Annotated in this window: 20 protein-coding genes; 9 read left to right on the top strand and 11 right to left on the bottom strand. The window is 72.7% G+C overall.

Annotated features, from left to right (window positions below; translation table 11 throughout):
• The first annotated feature begins 84 nt into the window (after positions 1–84).
• The 3 genes from OG896_RS38285 to OG896_RS38275 all read left to right on the top strand — a co-directional run bounded on the left by OG896_RS38285 (position 85) and on the right by OG896_RS38275 (position 3,020).
• Positions 85–231 carry a hypothetical protein gene (locus OG896_RS38285; protein WP_329372901.1) on the top strand — a complete coding sequence of 49 codons (147 nt, stop codon included), beginning with the start codon at positions 85–87 and terminating at the stop codon, positions 229–231.
• 537 nt (positions 232–768) lie between these two features.
• Positions 769–939, top strand: a complete 171-nt coding sequence (locus tag OG896_RS38280; RefSeq protein ID WP_329372900.1) for a hypothetical protein — start codon at positions 769–771, stop codon at positions 937–939.
• A gap of 341 nt (positions 940–1,280) precedes the next feature.
• Positions 1,281–3,020: an MFS transporter gene (locus OG896_RS38275; protein ID WP_329372898.1), complete on the top strand. Its 1,740-nt coding sequence runs from the start codon at positions 1,281–1,283 to the stop codon at positions 3,018–3,020.
• On the opposite strand, the gene OG896_RS38270 is transcribed toward OG896_RS38275, so the two are convergent.
• Positions 2,938–4,017, bottom strand: coding sequence for a bile acid:sodium symporter family protein (locus OG896_RS38270; RefSeq protein WP_329372896.1), 1,080 nt, complete (start codon positions 4,015–4,017; stop codon positions 2,938–2,940). The genes OG896_RS38275 and OG896_RS38270 overlap by 83 nt on opposite strands.
• Before the next feature lie 65 nt (positions 4,018–4,082).
• The gene (locus OG896_RS38265) at positions 4,083–5,339 is read right to left on the bottom strand and encodes a CaiB/BaiF CoA transferase family protein (RefSeq protein WP_329372893.1); all 1,257 of its coding nucleotides are present in this window, start codon (positions 5,337–5,339) and stop codon (positions 4,083–4,085) included.
• A 117-nt stretch (positions 5,340–5,456) separates the two neighbouring features.
• On the opposite strand from OG896_RS38265, the gene OG896_RS38260 reads away from it, so the two are divergent.
• Positions 5,457–6,155, top strand: coding sequence for a response regulator transcription factor (locus OG896_RS38260; protein ID WP_329372891.1), 699 nt, complete (start codon positions 5,457–5,459; stop codon positions 6,153–6,155).
• On the opposite strand, the gene OG896_RS38255 is transcribed toward OG896_RS38260, so the two are convergent.
• Positions 6,140–7,597: a sensor histidine kinase gene (locus OG896_RS38255; RefSeq protein ID WP_329372889.1), complete on the bottom strand. Its 1,458-nt coding sequence runs from the start codon at positions 7,595–7,597 to the stop codon at positions 6,140–6,142. The two genes, OG896_RS38260 and OG896_RS38255, sit on opposite strands and share 16 nt — an antisense overlap.
• Before the next feature lie 636 nt (positions 7,598–8,233).
• Here OG896_RS38255 and OG896_RS38250 point away from each other — a divergent pair.
• Complete coding sequence (locus OG896_RS38250) at positions 8,234–11,029, top strand: hypothetical protein (protein WP_329372887.1); 2,796 nt, start codon at positions 8,234–8,236, stop codon at positions 11,027–11,029.
• Positions 11,030–11,473: 444 nt separating this feature from the next.
• Here OG896_RS38250 and OG896_RS38245 read toward each other — a convergent pair whose 3' ends face one another.
• Complete coding sequence (locus tag OG896_RS38245; protein ID WP_329372885.1) at positions 11,474–12,124, bottom strand: response regulator transcription factor; 651 nt, start codon at positions 12,122–12,124, stop codon at positions 11,474–11,476.
• Complete coding sequence (locus tag OG896_RS38240; RefSeq protein WP_329372883.1) at positions 12,112–13,371, bottom strand: sensor histidine kinase; 1,260 nt, start codon at positions 13,369–13,371, stop codon at positions 12,112–12,114. Before OG896_RS38240 ends, OG896_RS38245 begins: the two co-directional genes overlap by 13 nt.
• Before the next feature lie 165 nt (positions 13,372–13,536).
• Between OG896_RS38240 and OG896_RS38235 the strand changes: the two genes are divergently transcribed.
• Positions 13,537–14,004, top strand: a complete 468-nt coding sequence (locus OG896_RS38235) for a hypothetical protein (protein WP_402443874.1) — start codon at positions 13,537–13,539, stop codon at positions 14,002–14,004.
• Positions 14,005–14,070: 66 nt separating this feature from the next.
• Positions 14,071–14,787: a class I SAM-dependent methyltransferase gene (locus tag OG896_RS38230; RefSeq protein WP_329372881.1), complete on the top strand. Its 717-nt coding sequence runs from the start codon at positions 14,071–14,073 to the stop codon at positions 14,785–14,787.
• 518 nt (positions 14,788–15,305) lie between these two features.
• Here the strand turns inward: OG896_RS38230 and OG896_RS38225 are convergent.
• Positions 15,306–16,202: a helix-turn-helix transcriptional regulator gene (locus OG896_RS38225; protein ID WP_329372879.1), complete on the bottom strand. Its 897-nt coding sequence runs from the start codon at positions 16,200–16,202 to the stop codon at positions 15,306–15,308.
• A 133-nt stretch (positions 16,203–16,335) separates the two neighbouring features.
• Here OG896_RS38225 and OG896_RS38220 point away from each other — a divergent pair, with 133 nt between their 5' ends.
• Positions 16,336–17,241 (top strand): MBL fold metallo-hydrolase, encoded by a 906-nt coding sequence (locus OG896_RS38220; protein WP_329372878.1) that lies wholly within the window; start codon positions 16,336–16,338, stop codon positions 17,239–17,241.
• Between the two features lie 27 nt (positions 17,242–17,268).
• Positions 17,269–18,708 carry a carboxylesterase/lipase family protein gene (locus OG896_RS38215; protein ID WP_329372876.1) on the top strand — a complete coding sequence of 480 codons (1,440 nt, stop codon included), beginning with the start codon at positions 17,269–17,271 and terminating at the stop codon, positions 18,706–18,708.
• A 333-nt stretch (positions 18,709–19,041) separates the two neighbouring features.
• Here OG896_RS38215 and OG896_RS38210 read toward each other — a convergent pair whose 3' ends face one another.
• From OG896_RS38210 to OG896_RS38190, 5 genes are all read right to left on the bottom strand, one after another.
• On the bottom strand, positions 19,042–20,463 hold the full coding sequence (locus OG896_RS38210) for a DUF1254 domain-containing protein (RefSeq protein ID WP_329372874.1): 1,422 nt from the start codon (positions 20,461–20,463) through the stop codon (positions 19,042–19,044).
• Positions 20,464–20,785: 322 nt separating this feature from the next.
• Entirely contained in the window at positions 20,786–20,986 is a 201-nt protein-coding gene (locus tag OG896_RS38205) for a hypothetical protein (protein ID WP_329372872.1), read from the bottom strand.
• Positions 20,986–21,744 (bottom strand): SRPBCC domain-containing protein, encoded by a 759-nt coding sequence (locus OG896_RS38200; RefSeq protein WP_329372870.1) that lies wholly within the window; start codon positions 21,742–21,744, stop codon positions 20,986–20,988. The genes OG896_RS38205 and OG896_RS38200 overlap by 1 nt, the downstream gene beginning before the upstream one ends.
• Before the next feature lie 31 nt (positions 21,745–21,775).
• Positions 21,776–23,020 carry a cytochrome P450 gene (locus OG896_RS38195; protein ID WP_329372868.1) on the bottom strand — a complete coding sequence of 415 codons (1,245 nt, stop codon included), beginning with the start codon at positions 23,018–23,020 and terminating at the stop codon, positions 21,776–21,778.
• A 10-nt stretch (positions 23,021–23,030) separates the two neighbouring features.
• A complete protein-coding gene (locus OG896_RS38190; protein WP_329372866.1) occupies positions 23,031–23,246 on the bottom strand; it encodes an MbtH family protein in 216 nt (71 codons plus the stop codon).

Genomic DNA, 23,246 nt, shown 5'->3' with positions numbered 1-23,246 from the left:
GGACGTGGCTCGCGGCCTGCGGGCCGGGGGCCCGCTCGACGGACGGCGCGCACGTGAGGAGGTGGGGTCCAGGTGTTGACGCCCGTGGCGTTCTTCCTGGCCGGTTGCGGCATCTCAACCCTTGGTCTCGTCGACGATGATCTCTGGGTGGTCGGTCTCCTGATCGCGTTCATCGGCGCGATCGGCATCCTGGTCCGTCTGGCCGACTGGGTCCGCCCCACACGTGAATAGGCCCCCCGCGATGGGCTGCGGGCCCGACACGCCCGACCCGATCCGCCGCCTCACCCGAAGGGGCGAGTACGGTCCGTGGATTTCCCGGCGTCCTTGCTGACCGCGGGCCGCCGGCTCTCGACCGCCGCGATGTCGCTCCGAACCCGACGACGGGTGCTCCACTCCGCGCGAGCCCGAGGCGGTGGACCCGCGGGGGCATGGGAAGTTCGTCCAGGCGGGCCCCCGCGCGCTGGTTCCGCAGCCGTACGGACACGTCGTCGGGGGCGACAGCCAGGGGGCGGCCGTCCGGCTCGGCCAGACCATAACCCGGATGCCGCCGGCGTGGCCGGTGAGGGATCGGCCGCGTGGCCGGCCTCGGCGGACGGGGGCGAAGCTCCGACCACCGGGCCGGTCCCACAACTTGCGGGAGTCGAAGTACCCTGATCGCCATCCTCCGCCGCACACCGCCGGGCGCGGGAGCCGCTGCCGGTGTGCGAGCGCGGGAAGAACGACCACGGCACGGTCGACGCGGCGGCGCGGGTGAACGGAGCGAGCGGTATGGGCGAAGAGGTGGAACCGGCCGAAGACCGGCGGGCGCCTGGCGTGTTGGCGGGCGAGGTGCCCGCGGCCCTGTGGTCGTCCGACGGTCCGGTGGCCGCGGGCGCCGTACGCAGACAGTCCGCCGGCGGGCCCGCCCACCCCACGATCCTCACCCGCCTGTGCGGCTGAGGTCTGGTCACCGGCCACCGGCCGGCCCGCTGCTGCCCCTTGTCCCCGGTACGCGACGGCGCGGCCCACACGGCAGCGGCCTTGCGTGAACTGCCGTCTGGTTCCCGGCCGCTCGGCACCTCGACGGCCTGTTCGGTGCGGTCGGCCCCTCCCCCCTCAGCAGTCGGCACAGGAGCTGACCCGCAGTCACCACACGGGCGGCGCAGCAGGGTTCACAGCTCCGGTTCCACCGCGGCGGCAGGCCCGTGTGGAAGCGGGTCCCGGCACCCCACCGCTGGACCCGCTCACCATGACTGGACCCGCTCACCATGAGACGTGTCCCCCCGATCGGAAGAAGTCACGTGATCACCTGGCAGCCCGCGCGATCCCGCGCTCGACGTGGCCCGAGCGCGCTCCTGGACCTGGCGGGCCCCCGGCACCCGGTCCTGCTCGCCACGGCCGCTGCCGCCGCACTGCACCTGCTGTGGGCGCTGCTGCTGGCCAAGGACTCGGGCGACATGGCGGCGCAGTACGCCTGGACGGACTTCATACGGGCCCATCCCTGGGCGTCGTACGACCTGTCCTGGTACGGCGGCATGCATCCCGCCTCGTACAGCGTCCTGTCCCCGTACATCATGGCGGTACTGGGCGTGCGCACGAGCGCGGTCGTCGCGGGCACGCTGTCGACGGCGGTGGCCGCGACGGTACTGGTGCGCGCCGGTGTGAAACGGCCGCTGGTGCCGGTGCTGTGGACGGTGTTCGCCCTGTGGTGCGACGCCGTTTCCGGGCGGGTGACCTTCGCGCTGGGCGTGCTGTTCGGCCTGGTGGCGACCGCGTTGCTGTTCCCCTCCGAACTGGCCGCCCGGGGCCGCTTCTGGCGGCTGACGGCCGCCACCACGATGGGGGCGCTGGCCACCATGTGCAGCCCGGTGGCCGGGCTGTTCGTACTGGTGGTCGCGGCGGCGCTGTTCCTGGACAAGCGACGCACGGACGCCTTCGTCCTGGCCGCGGCCCCGCCCCTGGTGGTGGGGACCACCTCGCTGCTGTTCCCCTTCTACGGCGTGCAGCCCTTCGCCTGGTACCTGGCGATCATCCCGCTGGCCGTCTCGGGCGCGATCTCGCTGGTGGTCCCGAAGTCCTGGCGCTCGGTCCAACTCGGGGCGTCGGTGTACGCGTTGGGCGTCCTGGTCACCTGGGCCATACCGTCACCCATCGGCAGCAACGTGGAGCGGCTGGCGCTGCTCTTCGGCGGCACCGTCCTGCTGATCGTGGCGATGGGCAGCACCAGGGGGACCCGGCGGTCCACGGCGCTGTGGCTGGCGTTCGGCGCCGTGGCGACCTGGCAGATCGTCGAGCCGGTCTACGATCAGGTGACGACCCGTGCGCTCCCCGCCACCGTCGAGCACGCGGGCCCGCTCATCTCCGAACTGCGGAAGATCCGGGCCGACCGCTGGCGAGTCGAGGTGGTACCGATGAGTTCGCACTGGGAGGCTTCCGGTCTGTCGCCCTACGTCAACCTGGCCCGTGGCTGGAACCGGCAGGCCGACGAGGAACGCAACCCGCTCTTCTACCACGGCACGCTCACCGCCGACGCCTACCGCGACTGGCTGCGCCGCTGGAGTGTCGACTACGTCATACTGCCGTCCGGCCAACCGGATTTCGCCGCGGTGACCGAGGCGAAGCTCGTCGCCACCGACCAGCCCTGGCTGCACCCGCTGTGGCAGAACGCGGACTGGCAGGTGTACCAGGTGAGCGGGGCCGAGCCGCTGGCCGATCCGCCGGCCGTGGTGGTGAAGGCAGGTCAGGCCGAGTTGACGGTGCGGATGTCCCGGGCCGGTTCGGTGCTGCTGCGCATCCCGTGGTCCCCGGTGCTGGGCGTCGAGGGCGCGCGGGACGACCAGCACGGCTGCGTGACGTCGGACGGCCCCTGGAGCCGGCTCTACGCGCCGGCCCCCGGCACCTACCGGATCGGCGGCAGTTACCGGCAGATCCGCGGCACGCCGTGCGGCAAGGAGGAACTCAGGGACCTGGGCGACTGGGACGGGCAAGGCTCGGGCCCGGCACACGGACCGGGCGCCGGAGGGGCCACCGGCGTGCGATGACGGCACAGACGACCAGTTGCAGCTGGTGGAACATCATCAGGGGCAGCACCGTGAGCCCCGCCCGCGACCCGAACAGCACCGCGGCCATCGGAAGGCCGTTCACCAGGCTCTTCTTCGAGCCGGAGAAGACGATCGCCACGCGGTCCGCCCGGCCGAACCCGAGCAGCGCCGACGCCGCCGCGGTCGCCGCGAGGACCACGGCGAGCAGCGCGGCTTCGACCGCGAGCAGCGCGGCCAGCCGCGGCACCGTCGCGCGGAACCAGATGCCCTGTGCCATGCCCTGGCTGAAGGCGGTGTAGACGACCAGCAGCACCGACCCCCGGTCGACGAGGCCGAGCAGCCGCCCGTGCCGGGCGAGGAGCGGCCCGATCCGGCCGTGCAGGGCATGCCCGGCGAGGAACGGCAGCAGCAACTCCGCGCCGATCACCGCGAAGCGTCCCGCGGGGATCGCGACCGCCGAGCCGAGCAGCACCGCCGCCAGGAACGGCGTGACGAGCATGCCGAGCAGGCTTGAATACGTCCCGGCGCAGATCGCCGCCGCCACATTGCCGCGGGCGATCGCGGTGAAGCCGATGGCGGACTGCACGGTGGTGGGCAGCAGGCACAGGAAGAGCAGGCCGGGGTAGAGGTCGGGGGCGATGACGTCCGGCACGAGCACGCGGGCGGCGAGGCCGAGCAGCGGGAAGAGGACGAACGTGCTGCCGGCGACGGTGAGGTGCAGCCGCCAGTGCCGCAGCCCGTCGACGGCCGCACGCGAGGACAGCCGGGCGCCGTAGAGGAAGAACAGCCCGGCGATGGCAAGGTTCGAGGCGGTGCCGACCGGCGCCTCGGCGGCGCCCGTCGCCGGGAGGAGCGCGGCGACCCCGACCGTGCCGAACAGTGCGGCGACGTAGGGGTCGATACGGGGCGGGCGGACCCGCCGGCGTCCTGGCGTGGTGGGCGAGCCGGGTGTGGTGGGCGAGCCGGGCGTTCCCGGTGGTGACGCGGTGCCGTGCATGGCGGTGACCTCGTGGCTTTCCGGCGGCCGGCGGGCGGGCCGCTGAGCGGGGTTGTGCGGGTGGCTCAGCGGGGTGCGCGGGCGGGGCGCGCGGCGCCCGGCCCGATCGTCACGCGGACGTCGTTGCCGTTCGCGGTGTCGACCTCGTCGAGTCCGTCGAGCCAGGCGCGAACGGACGAGTCGTGCTGGCCGAGCACCGGTGGCGCGGTGTGCCGGGGGGAACCTTCGGGGTCGTCGAAGTGCCAGGGTGTTCCCGGCAGTTCGATGGCGCCGAGGGTGGCGTGGTCCACCGTGATGACCAGTCCCTGCTGCCGGGTCTGCTCCCAGTCGTACACCTCGTCGAGGGTGCGGACGCGGCCGGCCGGCACGCCGGCGGCGTCGAAGCTGGCGGTCCACGTGGCGACGGTGCCGTGCGCGAGTACGGCTTCGAGGTCGGCGGCCAGTTCCGCGTGGTGCAGGACCCGGTCGGCGTTGGCGGCGTAGCGCGGGTCGGCCGGGTCGAGTCCGGTGACGCCTGCGACCGCCTGCCAGAGTGCTTCGCTGCCGGCCGCGATCTGGATGTCGCCGTCCGCGCACCGGTAGAGGCCGTACGGCGCGATCGCCGGGTGCCGGTTGCCGCTGCCGCGCGGCACCTCCCCCGCGACGGTCCAGCGCGTTCCCTGGAAGCTGTGGACGCCGACGACCGCGGACAGCAGCGAGGTGCGCACGACCCGCCCCCGTCCGCTCGCGCGGCGGTCGGCCAGGGCGCCCAGCACTCCGAGTACGCCGTAGGTGCCCGCCATCAGGTCGGCGATCGGCACACCGGCCTTCGTGGGGTGGCCGGGCTCGCCGGTCAGGCTCATCAGACCTGCCTCGCCCTGCGCGATCTGGTCGTAGCCGGGCCGCCCCGCGGCCGGGCCGTCGTGACCGAAGCCGCTGATGGACAGGACGACCAGTGCCGGGTTCGCCTCCCGCAGCCGCTCGTGGGGAAAGCCGAGCCGGTCGAGCACGCCGGGGCGGAAGTTCTCCACCAGCACGTCGGCACGGCGGATCAGCCGGTCGAGCAGATCGCGGCCCTGGGCGGTGGACAGATCGGCGGTGACCGACTCCTTGTTGCGGTTGCAGGAGAGGAAGTACGTCGACTCCCGGGTCGGCGCCGGCCCCGCGAACGGCGGGCCCCAGCCTCGGGTCTCGTCGCCCACGCGCGGTTTCTCGACCTTGATCACCCGCGCTCCCAGGTCACCGAGGAGCATGGCCGCGTGCGGCCCGGCCAGCGCGTGGGACAGGTCGACGACCAGGCAGTCGTCGAGTGGTCCGCGACGGGGAGGTGCGGAGAGGCTCATGCCTGCGGGTCCCTTCTTCGGGTGCGTACACCTGGACGATGGCTGCCGAACCACCGTAGGCACGCCCGTATGAGGGCAACCTCCGCCGAATGCGAAAAATGGTTTACCTTGCGGCACATGGCTATCGCTGAGCTGTTGGTCGTGGAGGACGACACCGAGATCGCGTCGGAGCTTGACCGGGCGCTGGTGAGCCACGGCTATCACGTGGCGCTGGCGGCGAACGGCGGGCAGGCCGCGGAGCAGGCCGTACGCTTGCCGCCCGACCTGGTCCTGCTCGACCTGGGCCTGCCGGACATGGACGGCGTCGACCTGTGCCGCAGGCTGCGCGCCGGCCTCCCGGTGGAGACGGTGATCGTCGTCCTCACCGCCCGCACCCAGGAGTTCGAGGTGGTGGTGGCGCTCGACGCGGGGGCCGACGACTACCTCACCAAGCCGTTCCGGCTCACCGAACTGCTGGCGCGTCTTCGCGCGCACCTGCGCCGCCGGGCGACGGCGGCGGGCCCGGCGGTGATGAGGATCGGCAGCGCCCGGATCGACACGGCCACCCGCCGCGTGCACATCGGCGACCGTGAAGTACGCCTGCGGCCCAAGGAGTTCGACTTGCTGGCCACGCTCGCCCGGTCGGCCGGCACGGTGGTCAGCCGGAGCCGTCTGATGGCCGAGGTCTGGGACGACGAATGGTTCGGCACCAGCAGCAAGACCCTCGACGTCCATGTGTCGGCGCTGCGCCGCAGGCTCGCCGACGCGGACTGCGGTCCGGAGGCCGCCCGTATCACCACCGTCCGCGGCAGGGGGTACCGCTACGAGACCTCGTAGCGGCCCCACGGCTCCTCGGCCGGCGGCCCCTCGTCGGCTGCCGGTTCCTCCGGTGCTTCCGGGGCCTCCAGCGCGGGCAGCAGCAGGCTGAGGACCGTACGCGGCCCCGCCCGGCGCAGCACCAGCCGGCCGCCCTCGGCCTCGGCGAGGGAGCGGGCCAGCGGAAGCCCGATACCGTGCCGCCGGCCGTCGCGCTGCACCACGCCGAAACCGTCGCACCAGTCGCCGGCCGGCCCTGGGCCCTCGTCGCCGACTTCGAGCGCGATGCCCATGCCCAGGTCGGCCGCGGTCACGGTGATGGCGCCGCGGCCGTGGGTCAGCGCGTTGTCCAGCAGGGTGTCCATGATCTGGACGACCGCGGCCGCCGACGCGGTGACCGGTGGCAGACCCGGCTCGCATCGGACGGCGAGCGTACGGCCGGCGTCGCGGACCGCGTCGCGGTTGCGCTGGACCACGCGGTCGAGGAGCGAGGCGACCGCGGTGGACGCGCTGGGCCGGTGGGTGTCCCGCGACAGGCGCAGGAGATCCTCGACGGTGTCGCCGAGGTGTGCGGCACGGCGGGCGGCGTCGGCCAAGGTCCGGCCGCACTCCCCCTCGGTGCACGGCTCGGCCGACTCCAGGCCGAGGACGAGCGCGGTGAGGGGAGTTCGGAGCTGATGGGAGACCGAGGTGCTGAACCGGCGCTCGCGCTCCAGCAGTTCGCCGAGCCGCCGACCCGTCACAGCCAGCGCCCGCCCCACCGCGTCGGCTTCCCGCAGCCCGGTGTGCTCGGGGCGCACGGTGAAGTCGCCCGCGCCCAGCGCCCGAGCGGCTGCCGTGAGGCGTTCGAGCGGTGTCGCGATCCGGCGGGCGAGCCGCCAGGCGAGCAACGCCGCCAGGGCGACGACGACCGCGCCGAGCGCGGCGAGCACCAGCCATGCCAGCAGGGTGCTGTCCGCCACCGGGTCCCAGGGCATCCACACCCGGACCACCGCCATGACCGCGCCGTCGTGCAGCACCGGCGCGGCGACCTCCAGCCGCCCCCGCTCCACCCCCTGGTGCACCTGGCCGTCCCGGGCCAGAACGGTGATCGCCGAGGACGCGGGGCCGGAACCCCACACCCGGCGGCCGGACGGCCCGTACACCGCCAGATCCGTCCCGCGCGACGGGCCGCGGCGCCCGGACGGCCGGATGCGACGCTCCGCCTCACGGCCGGACATGTCGCCGGACACGTCGCCGGACACGTCGGCCGCCGCCCAGACCGCGTCCCGTTGCAGCCGCGCCACCGCCGCATCACGGTAGATCCGGCTGACGGCCACGGCCAGCGGCAGAGTGAAGACCATGACCGCGCACGCCGTCACGGCGATGATCGACACCAGCACCTTGCGGTGCACGGAGGTACCGCGCCGTCCGGTCACCGGGTCCGCCGGCACACCGCGGTGCCCGCGCATGCGCAGCTTCAACGCGGCCGGACCTCCTCTCGCGCGCATCCCGAACCACCCAAGGCCGAACCACCGGCCGGTCGACCCACCCGCGGGCCTGGCCGAGCGGGCGACGGGCCGACCTGCGGGTCCGGGCGACGGCCCACCCGCCGTTCCCCCGCGGCAGGAGCAATCCTGGACGCAACCGCCCGGTACACGCACGTCTCGGCGGTTTGATCGAAAACGCGCGGAGCGCCGGGGCCGGCCTCCCGCGGCGACGGCGGCCGGCCGCCGCACGCCCCACGGCCGTCATGTCGGCCCCCGCGCAGCGCTGTTGCCGCACCCGCGACCCGTTCCCGACCCGGCCGGAGAGGAGGCCGGCGCCGGACGACCTCTCCGTCGTACCAGTCCGTCATACCAGTCGGCCCGGGGCGCTCACGCTCCTCGCGATCCCCTCTCCCCGAACCCCGAACCCGGGTTCCCGCCCCCGATCCCTCCGATCTCACCGATCCCCCCCGCGCAGCGAACTCCCCCGCTCCCCTTGACGCTTGCCGCCCGCGGTGGAAGTATCGGCGCGCACCTGACAACGTTGTCAGACCCTGCCCGCGGGCAGTGGCCGCACGGTGCGCTCCGAAGAACCCCTGGGACCGTTCGCGTCGAGTTGAGAGGTTTGGGGTCATGGTCGATTTCCATCGAGTCGTCGCGTGCCTGCGGAAGAGGCCGGATCTGCCCCGGCCGCCGCGCGCCCGGCCCCGGCGCACGGCGCTGCGGCTGCTGGCGGTGGGTGCGATCGCCGCGGCGGTCGGCCTGGCGCCGACCGCCGCGACATCGGCGGTCGGCGCTCCCCGCCCGCCGGGGCACGTGAGCGCCGCTCCCGCGGGAGCGCCGTCGCCGTCAACGTCGGCCACGCCGTCGTCGTCGGCCACGAAGACCGCCGCCGACGACGCCAGTTACACCGCCGCGAACCTTCCGGACTGGGCCATCGGCCCGTTCACCCGCAGCGCGGACAACCCTCTGATGACGCCGAGCGGCAGCGGGTACGAGGCCGGCGCCCTGTACAACCCGGGCGTGCTCTACCGCGGTGGCCAGTACAAGATGCTCTACCGCGCGCAGGGTTCCTACGGCGGCCCGTCGCAGATCGGCTACGCCTCCAGCAAGGACGGCACGCACTTCGCCGAGGACACCGCCGCGAACCCGGTGATCGGCTTCGGGCTGGCCGGCCAGCAGGACAAGTGCGGGCTCGAGGACCCGCGGCTGTTCGAACTGCACGGCACCTACTACTCGTTCTTCACGTCCGTCCACCCGAAGGCGGACGGCTCGTGCTTGGGCTCGTACGACATCGCCGAGTCCACCTCGTCCGACGGCGTCCACTGGAGCACGCCGTGGACGGTGGAGCCGAACGCCGGCAACAACAAGGACGCGGCGGTGGTCACCGACGCGAACGGCAGCCCGAGGAAGGTCAACGGCGAGTACGTCATGTACTTCGGCCAGGGCGACACCGGCACGGACATCGCGTACTCCTCGGACCTGCGCACCTGGCACGCGAAGGGCAGCACCACCGCGCGGACGGCCGACCCGCTCGACATCCACTACCCGAAGGGCTGGCAACCGTACGAGGTGTCCGTCGCGGTCACCGACTACCGGACCGTGGTGGGCCGGCCGGCCAACTCCGACATCGTCGTGTTCACCGCCGGCACCCTGATGGCCAACGGCCGCTGGTTCTACGCGATCAGCGAGGAGGAGTTCTCCGGCCAGGACCCGACGCGGATGCTGCACCAGCTCAGTGACGCGGTGCTCACGCCGACGCCGGACGTGCCGTACGAGTGGAACGGCCAGACCCCCAAGACGGCGTGGATGAACAGCATCTTCTTCCACGACGGCCAGTGGATGATGTACTACGGCGCCGGCGACACGGTCACCGGCCTCGCCACCGCGGGGCTGCGCCGCCCGCTGCCGGCCCGCCCGGCCGGGACGCCGTTCCAGACCGGCTTCGAGCACGGTCAGCCCGCACCGGACTGGGTCGACAGCGTCGACACCTCACCCGGGGGCGGCGGGATCGCGAACGTCACCGCGTACGGCGGCGCGACCGGCCCCGAGGCCGGCGCACGCCAGGAGAACGACCACGACGGCACCAACGCGCTCATGTACTCCGGCCACGCCACCGGGGCGGCCGACGACCACGCCTACCTGCGGCTGTTCGACCTGTCCGACCGGCCGGTGCGCGTCGGCAGGGACACCACCCTGAGCTACTGGATCTACCCGCAGGCCAACGGCCCGTCCGCCACCGGCGTCAGCGGCGACAACAGCAGTTGCGTGGCGCCGGACCTCGTCTTCTCCGACGGCAGCACCCTGCACTCCCTCCGCGGGTCCCCGCTCACGCCCGCGTCGCAGTGCGGCAAGCTCACGCTCGGCCGGTGGAACCAGGTCAGCGTGGACATCGGCAAGGCGGCCGCGGGCCGGAAGATCGTCCGCGTCGACCTGGGCTACGACCAGCCGGCCGGCAGCGGGGGCTACCGCGGCTACGTCGACGACATCGCGCTCTCGAACACCCCGTCACATCCCGCGACGATCAGCCGCGTCACACCGGCGCAGGCTGCCCCGGGCCAGCAGGTCACCCTCACCGGCACGGGCTTCGGCGCCTCCTCGGGCGGCCGGCACCTGCTGCTGTCCGACGGCGGCGTCAACTGGGGCGGGGCGGGCGACCTGGGCACGCTCACGATCGACCACTGGTCGGACCGGTCCGTCACCTTCACGGTGCCGCGGCCCAGTGGCCCGGCGATCTCGACGAGTTCGGGGCCGGCGAACATCTGGCGGGTCGAACCCGGCAGCACCGCGAGCGTCGCGGTGGTCACCGGGCCCGGCGGGACGTCCGGCAGCGGGCAGTTCACCGTCGCACCCACCGACGCGCTGTCGGACTACTTCAACGACGTGGGCGTCTCGCCCGACACCAACCGCGGTTGCGGCGCGCTCGACAACGGCACCGACACGTACTCCGCCGACGCGCTCGCCACGGCCTCGCCGCACCCGCTCACCCCCGGCGCACCCGTGACCGTCGGCGGCCTCACCTTCACCTGGCCGCAGGCACGGCCGTGCGAGAACGACAACGTGCGCGCCCTCGGCCAGACCGTCCTGCTGCCCCACCGGTCCGGCGCCACTGTGATCGGCTTCCTCGGCGCGGCGACGGACGGCGCCCACTCGGGCACGGTGACGATCCACTACACCGACGGCAGCAGCGGCACCGCGAAGCTGGCGCAGTCGGACTGGGGCACCGCACCCGGCACCGGCAACACCGAGGTCTCCGCGATGACCTACCGCAACCAGGCGCTCGGCAGGCAGGACCACGCCTTCTACGTCGACGAGCAGACCGTCCCGGTCGACCCGGCGAAGGTCGTCGCGTCGATCACCCTGCCCACCGACAAGGACATCCACGTCTTCGCGCTGGCGCAGGACGGCACCCCGGCGGCGGGAAGCTAGCACGCAGGCGGGTGCGGTGACCGGGCGGCTCGTCGGCGACCCGACGGACCGCCCGGTCCCACGCTCCCCGTCGGCTCCCGGAGAGCGCAGCCCGCAGTCGGCCCGGCTGCTTCCGGCGAGTCCTCCCCGGTTCCGGCCGACTCCCCCATCCCCCGCACCGCCGAACCCGGGACGAAGGCGCTGACGCGACGACCGCCCTGACATCGCATCTGCTCCGGACAACAGCCGACCGACCAGCCCGAGCCGCCGCGGCCAGCACCGAAGACTGCGGGGGCACCAGTGATGACCGGCCCCACCCATGCCATGGCCCCGCGCACGACGGCCGCCGCCTTCGACTCCCGGCGCGGCAGAGCCTGGTGGAGGGGACCTGTCCCAAGGCGCCGCATTCCCCACCGAGTGGCGACCAGCTCCGTTGTCGACTGGGCATACGGGCAGGGTCGCGTGCTACGCGGTCGCAACGCCCAGGAAGCGCAGCACCGCCAGGACGCGGCGGTGGTCGGCGTCGGCCTTGGGCAGGTCGAGCTTGGTGAAGATGCTGTTGATGTGCTTGGCGACAGCGCTCTCGCTCACCACCAGCTCGGCGGCGACACCGGAGTTGGACCGGCCGCCCGCCATCAGCTCCAGCACCTCCCGCTCGCGCGGTGTCAGCCGGTCGAGCGGATCGCTGTGCCGGCGCACCAGCAACTGCGCGACGACCTGCGGGTCGAGCGCGGTGCCGCCGGCCGCCACCCGGCGTACCGCCTCGGTGAACTCCTCGACGTCGGCGACCCGTTGCTTGAGCAGATAGCCGACGCCCGAGGTGTTGGTGGCGAGCAGATCGGCGGCGTACCGCTCCTCCACGTACTGCGACAGCACGAGCACGGCGGTACTCGGGTACTGGCGGCGGATCACCAGCGCGGCACGTACTCCCTCGTCGGTGAAGCCGGGCGGCATGCGCACGTCGACCACGGCGATGTCGGGGCGGTGCTCCTCGACGGCCGCCAGTAGCCCTTCTGCGTCGGTGACCTGCGCGCACATCTCGAAGCCGGCCGCCTCCAGCACCTTGACCACGCCGATGCGCAGCAAGAGGGAATCCTCGGCGATCACGGCGCGCACGGCAGCTCCACGGTGATGACGGTCGGGCCCCCGGCGGGGCTGCGGCAGGAAAACGTGCCGTCGACGGACGCGACGCGCCTGGCGAGCCCGGCGAGCCCGGTGCCGCCGCCGGCCGCCGCGAGATCCACGCCGCCCGCGCCGTCGTCCGCGACGACCACCCGCATTGTCTCCCTGATCCGCTCCACGGTCACATCCGCCCGGGTCGCCCGGGCGTGTTTGACCACGTTCGTCAGGGCCTCGGAGACCACGAAGTACGCGACGGCCTCGACCGTGGGTGAGGGGCGCCGCGGCAGGTCCACCGCCACGCGCACCGGGATCGGGAGGCGGGCGGCGACCCCGGACAGCGCGGCGTCGAGGCCACGGTCCTCAAGGACGGCCGGATGCAGGCCGCGCACCAGGTTGTTCAGCTCGGCGATCGCCTCCTTCGCCTCGCGGTGCGCCTCGTCGATCACCTTGCGGGCGTCCTCCGGCAGGTCGCTGAGAGTGGCCCTGGCCAGGCCCAGGTTGACGGCGAGTGAGACGAGGCGCTGCTGGGCGCCGTCGTGCAGGTCGCGCTCGATCCGCCGCCGCTCGGCGTCGGCGGCGTCGAGCACGCCGGCCCGGCTCTCGGCGAGGTCGGCGACCCGGCGGGCGAGTTTCTCCGTGCGGCTGGGGCCGAGCAGGACCTCGGCCGCCCGGGTGTCCAGCCGCACCAGAGCGCCGGTCAGCCGGGGCCCGAGGAACAGCAGGACGAGGCCGCCGGCGGTGATGTACACGGCTTGCGTGGTGTACCCGAGGTCGGTGACCCGCCATTGCGGGGGCAGCGCCCAGATCCACACGTAGAGGGAGGCGGCCACGAGAGCGGTGGCCCAGACGGCGAGGACGGCGACGTCCAGGACGGCGAGCAGCGGACCCGCCACGGCGTGGTAGCAGACCTGCCGCCACAAGGCCCGCCTGGTCAGCCGGCGTACCGGCGACGTCCATGTGCTTCCGGGCCTGGGTGCGGCGGGGCGCGGGAGGTCCTTGCCGACGAGCGCCCGGTAGCGCCACCGCTGCCCGACGGTCAGCAGGGGTGTCACCACGAGCGTGAGCAGCACGGGCAGCGGAGTCACGGCCGGCACCAACGCTGCCATCGTGCCGAGCAGCCAGATCCACATGGGCACCACGGCGAGGTGGAGCGGCAGGCCGGCGGCGACGAGCGCGGTCCGGTGTCCCGCCCTGCGGAACGGCCGGCCCAGCACCAGCCGCAGCCACGTCGTGAGTTGCATGCGTCAAACGGTAAAGCCGCAGGCCATCCCCACGCCATGACGTTGCCGCCCGGTTCGGGGGTGCACTTGTCTCCACCCCGGGTCGGAACCCTGCGTGACTGACGGCGCCCCGGTGCACGCCGGAGGCTGGAGCACGTGAAGGGGACAGCCGACGGGGAGCAGGGGATGACGATGCGTCAACTGGCTTTGTGCGATGAGGAAGTGGCCGGCGCCGAGGTGATCCCGCTCTACGAAGAGGCGGAGGAGCCGCGCCCGGCGCGGGGCATGCGGCGGGCCGGGGTGCTGCTGGTCGCCTGCGGGCTCTCCCTGCTGCCGTGGCTGTACGTGCTGGCCACCGGTCTGCCGGCCACCGCGACCGCGGCGCACTGGCCGGTCGCCTGGGTCGGGCTCGACGCGCTGGAGGCGCTCGGCCTGATCGCCACCGGCCTCCTCGCCGCCCGCGGTGACCGGCGGCACGCCCTGGCGGCCGCCGCGACCGCGACGCTGCTTGTGGTGGACGCCTGGTTCGACACCACGACCGCGGCCCCGGGCGGCGACTTCGCCACCGCGGTCGCCATGGCGCTCGGTGCCGAGCTGCCGCTCGCCGCGCTGTGCGGCCGGCTGGCGCTGCGGGCGCTGAGCCGGCGCGCGTGACGCCGACCGCCCGACCGCACACCACGAACAACGATCACGAACCGCATCGATCCACCGGAGAACACCATGCACCGCATCACCACCGCACCCACCGCCCCGCTCCCGGCCCGGACCCGCTGGGCGGTCGCCGCCGGCGTCGGCGCCGCGTTGGCCGCCGCCTGGTGGCTGGGCGACACGGCGCCCTATCCGTACGCCCAACGCGGCCTCCTCGACGTGCCGTTGCCGTTCCTGACAGCCGATCGGATGGACGCCGTGCTGCAACCGCGGCCGGGAGAGCGGTTCCTGGAGATCGGCCCGGGGACCGGCTTGCAGTCGCTGCACGTCGCCCCGCAGCTCGGGCCGGAGGGACGGCTCGATGTGCTCGACATCCAGCAGGAGATGCTCGACCACGTGATGTGCCGCGCCGAGCGCGACGGCCTGGCGACGGTCAGGCCCACCCGCTCGGACGCGCGTGAACTGCCCTACGCCGACGGGACATTCGACGCCGTATACGCCGTGACCGCGCTCGGCGAGATCCCCGAGCCGGATCGGGTACTGCGCGAGGCGGCACGGGTGCTGGCACCGGGCGGGCGGCTGGTGATCGGCGAGTTCTTCGACCGGCACTGGATTCCCTTCGGCCGACTGCACCGGCTCGCCGACGCCGCCGGCCTGCACCTGACCGAGCGCCGCGGCCCGAGCCCGGCATACCTCGCCCGCTTCCGACCCTGCGGAGCCGACGCGCCAGGCCACCAGAGCGGGCTCCTCGCCCACAGCGACCGGGGCACCCACGACGGGGAAGCGTGAGCACCGCACGCAGGGACCGCGATCACCGAGCTGAACAACCTGGCGCGCGGTGGGCCGCTCCAGGAGGCGAGGGGGCTCCGCCCCCACCGCGGGCGCCCGCGTCGCGCTCTTCCCGGGGTTTCGATACGTCCCTCACGTCCATGGTGACGTGGCGAAAGCCGTCACGGTCCGCCCCCTTGGAGCGCAGCCCGGCCCAAGTCCGTCGGCTGAAAAGGGAAGTCGGGCACTCGTGGCAAGTGAGCACCCGGCTCGACGCGGGAGTGACCAGCCGTCGTTCCGCTGCGTGCCGGAGGGGATGGCCTTGATGTGGCGGGACGCGGCCGTCTCTCCGAGGGCGACCGGAAAGGACGGTGACGGGCCCGGTGCGGGGGCCACGAGCTCCCGACGCAACGGCTCGCCGTGCCCCCGCTGACTGCGATCCCTGCCACCGCGCCTGACCGGCTCCGTCCTCGCCATCAGTGGCCACCTCCGAGGGAGAGCCCTGTGCCGTAGGTCGCGGGGCATGTGGACAAGCCGGATCACGGCCCGGTGGTCAAGGCACGGGCCGACTTCGCCTCGCCCGGGCGCGCCTCGCCCGTCTGCCGAAGCAGTGCGAGAGCGGCCTCCGACGAGGACCCGGCGGGTGTCGTGCACACCACGAGGACCTGCTCCGGCGAGCGGACGAGCGCCAGCGTCTGTTGCGTGATCGTCAGCGGTCCCATCGCCGGATGGTGCAAGTCGTAGGACGCCGCGTCGCAGGCCGACACGCGGTGGTCCCGCCACAGTGCGACGAACTCCGGGCTCTTCATCGTCAACTCGCCGATCAGCTCCGCGAGCAGCGGGTCCTCCGGGTGCCGGCCCACTACGGTGCGCAGGTTGCCCACAACCGCGCGCGCCTTGCGGTTCCAGTCCCGGTACAGCTCACGGCAGTGCGGGTCGAGGAACAGCATCCGGCTCATGTTCGGGCGGTGCCCCGAGCTCTGCGGAGCGAGCGGGTCCAGGTGCCCGGCGAGCAGTCCATGGCCCAGGCTGTTCCAGGCGAGCACATCGGTGCGTCGGCCGAGTACCAGAGCCGGGACACCGTCCAGCGCGCGCATCAGGTCCCATGTCTCGTCCGCGACCTTCTCCGGTCGCGGTCGGCGCACCGGGGTCGTACGGCGTGAAGCATCGGCGAGCCGCGCGAGGTGATCGCGCTCGTGGTCACCGAGTCGCAGAGCCCGCCCGATGGCGTCCAGCACCTCGGCCGAGGCGCCGCGGGACAGTCCTTGTTCGAGCCGGGTGTAGTAGGAGGAGCTGACGCCGGCCAGTTGCGCCAGCTCCTCCCGGCGCAGCCCGGCCACCCTGCGCGGCCCGAAGGCGGGCAGTCCGACGTCCTCCGGCCGGAGCTGAGCCCGGCGCGCCTGCAGGAAGTCGCCCAGAGGGCCAGGTCCGTCCATACGTGCAGTGTGCGACGCGGCAGCGGACGCAGCCACTCCCTGAGAGGGGTAGGACCCAGCGGGACTGGCTGCCCGGGGTGACAGCGCCCAAGCTCGGGAGCACCCGGCCATGCGCCCGACCATGAGGAAGACCATGCAACGCATCACCCTGGGTGACGTCACTGTCACTCGCGTCAAGGAGTACTACGGCTCGGTGGGGATGGCTCCGGCCGAGTTCTTCCCGGACAGCCCCGATGGGGCATGGGGGCAGCACCGCCCCGTCCTGGTGCCCGACTTCTGGGACCCGGCCGCGAACGAGTGCAACTCGGCGATCCAGTCCTGGCTTCTGCACAGCGAGGGGCGCACCATCCTCGTCGACACCGGTGTGGGCAACCACAAGGACCGGCCGTACGCGCCGGTCTGGAACCGCCTCGACACCGACTACCTCGACAACCTCGCGGCGGCCGGCGTCCGGCCCGAAGACGTCGACATCGTGGTCAACACACACCTGCACATCGACCACGTCGGCTGGAACACCTATCTCGACGGCCGCACGTGGGTACCGACGTTCCCCAATGCCACGTACCTCATGCCTCGGCGGGACTTCGACTTCTGGAACCCGGCCAACGGCCACCGACCGCTCCTCGGCCGCGGCAACCAGAACGTGTTCGAGGACAGTGTCGCCCCGGTGCATCGGGCCGGGTTGGCCGAACTGTGGGACGGCTCCTACCGGATCGACAAGAACCTGCGGCTGGATCTCGCGCCCGGCCACACCCCGGGTTCGTCGGTCCTGACGCTGGAGTCGGGTCGCGATCGTGCGCTCTTCGTCGGGGACCTGGTGCACACCGCGCTGCAGATCATGGAGCCGGACACCAATTCCTGCTTCTGCGAGGACGCGGTCCAGGCACGAGCGACCAGGCACGAGCTGCTCGGCCGCGCGGCCGAGAGCAACGCCCTTGTCCTCCCCGCCCACCTGGGCGGCCACGGCGCGGTCGAGGTCGAGAGGGACGGCTCGAAGTTCGCGATCAGGGAATGGGCGGGGTTCTCCCGCATCGCGTGAAGCACCGAGATCGAAAGGAGGAGTTCCGTGCCCCAGCACTCACACCCGGTCGTCGAGACACCTTCAGGCGCCGTACGCGGTCTGCGCGACCGGTTCGGTGACCTGTACCGCGCGATCCCGTATGCGGCGGCACCGCTGGGCGCTCGACGCTTCGCCCCGCCCGTACCGCACTCCGGCTGGTCCGGAGTCAGGAACGCCACGCGGCCCTCACCGACGGCACCACAGCCCGCCCGCGCCTTCGGCCGTCTCGACATGAGCCCCTACTTCGGACCGGGCTGGGTACCGGGCGACGAGTACCTGACCGTCGACATCCGCACCCCGGCCGCAGACGGCGAGAAGCGCCCGGTCATGGTCTTCGTGCACGGCGGCGGGTTCGTCACCGGCTCCACCCGCGCCGCGCTGTACGACGGCAGGGCCTTCGCCCGCGACGGTGTCGTCCTGGTGACGATGAACTACCGGGTCGGCATTCCCGGCTTCCTCGATCTGCCCGGAGCCCCGGCGAACCGCGGACTGCTCGACGTGCTGGCTGCGCTGCGCTGGGTGCGTGACGCCATCTCCTCCTTCGGCGGTGACCCCGGCAACGTCACTGTCTTCGGGCAATCGGCGGGCGCGACGATCACCGGCGCGCTGCTCGCGGTACCGCAGGCCGGCGGCCTGTTCCGCCGCGCGATCATCCAAAGCGGCAGCGGCACCGGTGCCTTCACCCCCGAGCAGGCCCAGCGGGTCACCGCGGCGGCGGCGCATGCCCTCGGCGTCCAGGCGACCGCTGAGCAGTTCGCCGGTATCCCGGACGAGCGCTTCCTGGGCATCATGCCGGAGCTGGCAGGACTCGACCTGCGCACCGCCACCGCGAGGGACCCGCTGCTCGGGTTGAGTCCGTTCAGCCTGGTCCTGCCCGTCCAGCCCGCCGACGCGCTGGGCCACGGACCTGCCGCCGAGGTCTCCGTGCTCATCGGCGGCAACACCGAGGAGGGGAACCTGTACCTCGTGCCCCAGGGCAAGTTGGAGACCTCCACCGAAGCCGACGTCCTCACCCTCGCCGCAGCGGCGTACGCAGAACCCGCCGCAGCGGTCGCGGCCCGCACCGCAGCACACCCGGACGCCACGCCCGGTGAACTGCGCTCGGCACTGCTCGGCGAAGCGCTGTTCGGCGCCGGCACCGCCCGAATGGCCAGGGCGCACTCGCGGATGTCGGGCCGCCGGACACACGTCTACTCGTTCGCCCAACGCTCGACGGCCCTTGACGGCCGGCTCGGGGCCACGCACACGATCGAGCTGCCCTACGTGTTCGACCTCGCCGACGAGCCATGGCTGCACGGCGACACCGGACTGCTGGGCCCGGACCCGGCACCGGAGGATCTTGCCCAGGCGATGCACGGAGCCTGGATCGCGTTCGCCCGCGACGGCGACCCCGGCTGGGCCGCCTATGACCCGGAACGACCGGTGGTGAAGGTCTTCGGGGGCTGACGGCCAGGCAAGGCGTGATCGAATCTGGGGGGATTCGATGGCGGCATGTGGTGTGAGGGATTGGCGGACCGATCCGGCGTTCGAGATGTGCCGGGTGCTGGTGGACGGAGCGGATCTGGCCGCCTCCCGTGCGTCACGCCGGCGAGCCGCCGCGGACCGTTCTGCGGGTCCTGTTCCTGGCCTCCGACGCCCGCACCACCCTCCAGCGCCTGAGCGCGGCACACGACACGGCGTGACGACGGCAGCCCGAACGGACGCGTCCGGAACCGTCCACCCCGTCCGGCTGCCGGCCACGACGACCGGTTCCGGCTACGGCAAGGGGCGGCGCCCTGTTCAGGTGAGGGGTTCGATCTCAGGCAGGCGCCAGGTCTGGTCGAAGAAGGGCTGGGTGGGTCCGTAGAGGCGGAACAGGATGAAGAACGCGCGGCCTGCGAGAGTGGGAATCCAGTTGGCGTCGGCCGCGCCCTCGGGCCTGGTGGGGCCGAAGTACAGGTCGAGGGAGCCGTCGGTGTTGTAGGTGAGGGTGTCCAGGGAGTTGACGGACGGGAAGGGGCGTCCGTTGTCGATCATGGAGGCGTCGTCGGCGTTGTAGAGGGTCGCGGCCCAGTACAGGGCGGCCGGCACGTCGGCGGGCACGTGCAGGCGGTAGGAGCGGCCCCCGGTGAGTTGGTCGCCGTTGGCGTCGCGCAGCGAGAAGGGGTACTTGCTGCCGTGCCCGACGAAGGGGCCGACCATGGCCGGTGAGGTGGAATAGGCCCAGATGAAGAAGGCGGCGCGGGAGTCGACGTCGAGGTAGGTGGCGGTGTGGAAGTCCTCGTCGACCCCGCCGAAGCACGCCCGCCAATAGCCGCTGTCGTAGTAGAAGGCGTTGGGCAGGGCGTCGGTCTGCGGGATGGACAGCACCATCCGCGGGGCGATGCGGCCGGCCCGGTCCAGGATCGCCCGCAGCCGCTCATCGGGCTGGAAGGGGTGTCCCTTGATGATGCCGAGGGTGGCGAGCATGCCGCGGGTGACCATGTCGGTCATGCCGATCGGTTCGTCCTGCACGAAACGGGCGAGCTTGTCGAAGTAGGTGCCGTCGCGGGGGAAGAGCATGTCCAGTTCGACGCCGGAGGCGTTGGGGAACTGCATGGCCGGGCGGTCCTGCTCGCGGCTGCGCAGCGGGAAGATCCGGGTCTGCTCGATGATGGCGACGCCGGGGGCGGTGTCGGGGCCGTCGTCACCGGGGACCAGGACGGTTCGCCAGAACAGGAACACGTGGTAGGTGGTGGAGCGCACCACGTGGTAACCGCCGGGCACCGGCCCTTGGTGGTCGGGGGGCAGCAGCAGGTAGTCGCCGCCCTGTCCGGCGTCGGGGCCGGAGGGGCCCACGTCGCTCAGGCAGCGCTGCCAGAAGTCGGTGAACAGCCCCAGCACCTTGGGCGGGGCCTGGACGACCAGGGGGCCGTCCTTCTTCAGGTCCAGGTAGCTCATCGCGTAGATGACGTCCGCGTTCGGGGTGGTCACCTTGCACCGGGCGTCCATCCGGTCCTTCCAGACCGGCAGGACGTGGTAACCGGCTCCGAACTGCTTCTCGGAGGCATCGCGCATCGCGATCACGTTCACCGCCGGCAGTGTCAGGGCGAAAGCCTGCACCGCGCGCTGGAAGAGCATCTCCTCGTACAGCCGCCGCGCCGACGCCTCCGCGGGGATGCCGTCCGCGAGGTCCAGTTCCAGCAGTCCTTCTCCTGGCAGTCCCGTGTCCGGTTCGCTCATGGCCCGCCCGCTTCCAGATGAGGGCGCAGCCGGTGCCCATGACGCCGGGTCGGGTACTGCCGCGCCGAAGAGACGCTCGGATTCTCCGATCCAATCCCTCGTCGCCCGGCAACGCCCCCGATGCACGGCCGAACGGGTGACCTTGCCGACGTCCGGCAGGAGAGTGACAGGGCGGCGGAACGGCTCGCCTCGCCATCCACTCGGTGCGGACCGCGCTGTGCGATCGGCAGACACCCTCAGCCGTATTACTGGGGCGGGCCCGGGCCAGCCGTATTACTGGGGCCGGCCCGGCGATCCGCTCCGGGCCGGCCTTCCGAAGCGGCTACCAGCGGCGGCGCGGCGGGATCGGGTTGAGCTTGGCGGCGAGCGCGGAGAGGAAGGCCGGGAGCTTGTCGACCATGGCTTTGGGGACCGGGGTGGTCTGGACCGTGCCCCGCCTCAAGTCCTGGACGACGAGGGCGTAGCTGCCGTCCTCCTCGACGAGTTCCGCGGCGAAGAGCAGTGTCCGCGTGGAGGTCTCCATCACCGCTCCTGCGCTTGGGTGTCGTTGAGCCAGGCGGTCCACGCCTTGGTCGCCTGCTGCTCGTCGGTGCCTTCGGCGAACAGGTGGTGGCCGAGCCAGGTCGGCACCTTCCAGGTGCTGCCGTTGAAGAACCGGTACAGGGCGTCCGGGCCGCGCAGGCCGACGAAGTCGGCGCTGAGCCAGTCGACGACCACCTCCACGGGGTCACCGTCCGAGCCGGGTGCGAGGAGGGTGAAGCGGTCGCCGACGGCGGCGTCGTCGGCGAGGCCGATGCGTCGGCGCAGGGCGGCGAAGTCAGCCGGGTCGGCGGTGGGTTCGGGGTGCGCCGCCCTGACGTAGACGGCGGGGCGGCCCGCGAAGTGCCGGAGGTACTCGGCGAGTGCGTGCTGGTAGAAGTCGACGTGCTTCTCGGCCGCGTCCGACTTGGCGTCCCAGGCCCACGCCTCGTCGACGACGCCCGTGTGCACCCAGTGGATTCCCATCCGCAGGTGGCTCGTTCGGCCACCGGCCGGCTCGATGTGGTAGCTGAGCGTGTTGGAGAACCCGCCGTCCTGGGTCGCCCGGAGGGCGAAGTGCCGTGGTGGCTCCCAGGCCAGGACGGTGGCGTCGCCCCGGGTGGCCTTCCCGCCGGCGCGCGGCTCGACCTCCATCGGGTAGAGCCAACCCAGGTTGCCGGCGCCGGTGGCCACCGCGTCCCAGACCTGCTCGGGCGTGGCGGGCAGGTCCTGCTCCCGGCGGACCTCGAACTCTCGGGCCATGGTCGGTACTGCTCCTTCGTGTCGTTCAGGGTCAGAAGGCGAGTGGGAGGATGCTCAGCCGCCGTTGCAGCGGGTTGAGCCGCCACTCCAGCGCCGCTCCGTCGCTCAGCCGCAGCTCGGGCAGCCGGCGCACCAGCGTGCCGACGGCCACCTCCGCCTGGAGCTTGGCCAGCGGGCCGCCGAGGCAGAAGTGCGGGCCGTGGCCGAAGCTCAGGTGCCGGTTGCCCGGGCGGGTCAGGTCGAGCCGGTCGGGGTGCTCGAAGCGCTCGGGATCACGGTTGGTCGCACCGAGGAACAGGTACACCAACTCGCCCTCCCGCAGCCTGCGTCCGCCGATCTCCAGGTCCTCCGCGACGACCCGGACGACCGCTTGGGTCACCGTGTCGTAGCGGGCCAGTTCCTCGACGGCGCCGCGGATCAGGCCCGGGTCCGCGCGCAGCCGGGCCAGCTGGTCCGGGTGGCGCAGCAGGGCCAGCACGCCGTTGCCGATCAGGTGGGTGGTGGTCTCGTCGCCGGCGGTGATCAGGATGAAGCAGGTGGCCAGCAGTTCCGAGTCGGTGAGCCGGTCGTCCTGCGTCTGCGTGGCGACCAAGGCACTGATCAGGTCGTCGCCCGGTGCACGCCGGCGCTGCCGGATGAGCCCGGTCAGGTAGTCCTCGTACTGTTCGATCGCCGCCTCGGACTTGTCGATGTCCTCGCTGAGCCGGCCGAAGCGGCGGAACCAGGTCTTGACCTGCGGACGGTCCTCGTCCGGGATGCCGAACAGCTCGCAGACGACCGACATCGGCAGCCGAGAGGCGACCGCCTCGATCAGGTCCATGGTCGGCCCGGCCGCGACCGCCTCGTCGACGAGCCGGTCGACGATCCGCTGGACACCGTCGCGCAGGGCCTCGACGCGCCGGGCGGTGAACGCCTTGTTGGTCAGTTTGCGCAGCCGGGCGTGGTCCGGCGGGTCGGTGTTGGTCATCACCCGGCCGAGTCGCTCGGTGAGCCGGCTGAGGGCCTTGAGGTCGCCGCCGAGCGCGCTGTAGGCGCGGGTCATCCGGTCCCGGTCGTTGGACAGCCGCAGGTCGCCCAGCGCCGCCTCGACATCGGCGTACCGGGTGAGGTACCAGATGCCCTGCGCGCTGCGGTGGACCGGGTCCTCGCGCCGCATGCGGGCGTAGAACGGGTAGGGGTCCCGGCGCGCCTCGGGGGTGAGCAGCGCCGCGGCGAAATCGTCCGGCCGGGCGGGGGCCGCTACGCGGGCCCCGCCCGGTGTCGTGGTGGAGGTCACGTCGGCCGCGCTACCGCTGGGCGTCCATGGCGTCGGCGAGGCTCTTGGGACGCATGTCGGTCCAGGCCCGCTCGACGTACTCCAGGCAGGCGGCGTGGGTGTCGGGTCCGTGGGCGACGGTCCAGCCAGCCGGGACGTCCGCGAACTGCGGCCAGAGCGAGTGCTGGTTCTCGTCGTTGACGAGGACGAGGAAGGTGCCGTCCTGGTCGTCGAAGGGGTTGGTCAC

Source organism: Streptomyces sp. NBC_00669, from assembly GCF_036226785.1.
GTDB lineage: Bacteria > Actinomycetota > Actinomycetes > Streptomycetales > Streptomycetaceae > Actinacidiphila.
This window is presented reverse-complemented; position numbering and strand designations above follow the sequence as displayed.

What these genes read in the sequence shown, in the direction of transcription:
- OG896_RS38220 (WP_329372878.1), top strand. Translation starts at nt 16,336, where the DNA reads ATGCAACGCATCACCCTGGGTGACGTCACTGTCACTCGCGTCAAGGAG.
- OG896_RS38260 (WP_329372891.1), top strand. Translation starts at nt 5,457, where the DNA reads ATGGCTATCGCTGAGCTGTTGGTCGTGGAGGACGACACCGAGATCGCG.
- OG896_RS38280 (WP_329372900.1), top strand. Translation starts at nt 769, where the DNA reads ATGGGCGAAGAGGTGGAACCGGCCGAAGACCGGCGGGCGCCTGGCGTG.
- OG896_RS38235 (WP_402443874.1), top strand. Translation starts at nt 13,537, where the DNA reads ATGACGATGCGTCAACTGGCTTTGTGCGATGAGGAAGTGGCCGGCGCC.
- OG896_RS38250 (WP_329372887.1), top strand. Translation starts at nt 8,234, where the DNA reads ATGGTCGATTTCCATCGAGTCGTCGCGTGCCTGCGGAAGAGGCCGGAT.
- OG896_RS38210 (WP_329372874.1), bottom strand. Translation starts at nt 20,463, where the DNA reads ATGAGCGAACCGGACACGGGACTGCCAGGAGAAGGACTGCTGGAACTG.
- OG896_RS38205 (WP_329372872.1), bottom strand. Translation starts at nt 20,986, where the DNA reads ATGGAGACCTCCACGCGGACACTGCTCTTCGCCGCGGAACTCGTCGAG.
- OG896_RS38240 (WP_329372883.1), bottom strand. Translation starts at nt 13,371, where the DNA reads ATGCAACTCACGACGTGGCTGCGGCTGGTGCTGGGCCGGCCGTTCCGC.
- OG896_RS38230 (WP_329372881.1), top strand. Translation starts at nt 14,071, where the DNA reads ATGCACCGCATCACCACCGCACCCACCGCCCCGCTCCCGGCCCGGACC.
- OG896_RS38270 (WP_329372896.1), bottom strand. Translation starts at nt 4,017, where the DNA reads ATGCACGGCACCGCGTCACCACCGGGAACGCCCGGCTCGCCCACCACA.
- OG896_RS38200 (WP_329372870.1), bottom strand. Translation starts at nt 21,744, where the DNA reads ATGGCCCGAGAGTTCGAGGTCCGCCGGGAGCAGGACCTGCCCGCCACG.
- OG896_RS38225 (WP_329372879.1), bottom strand. Translation starts at nt 16,202, where the DNA reads ATGGACGGACCTGGCCCTCTGGGCGACTTCCTGCAGGCGCGCCGGGCT.
- OG896_RS38265 (WP_329372893.1), bottom strand. Translation starts at nt 5,339, where the DNA reads ATGAGCCTCTCCGCACCTCCCCGTCGCGGACCACTCGACGACTGCCTG.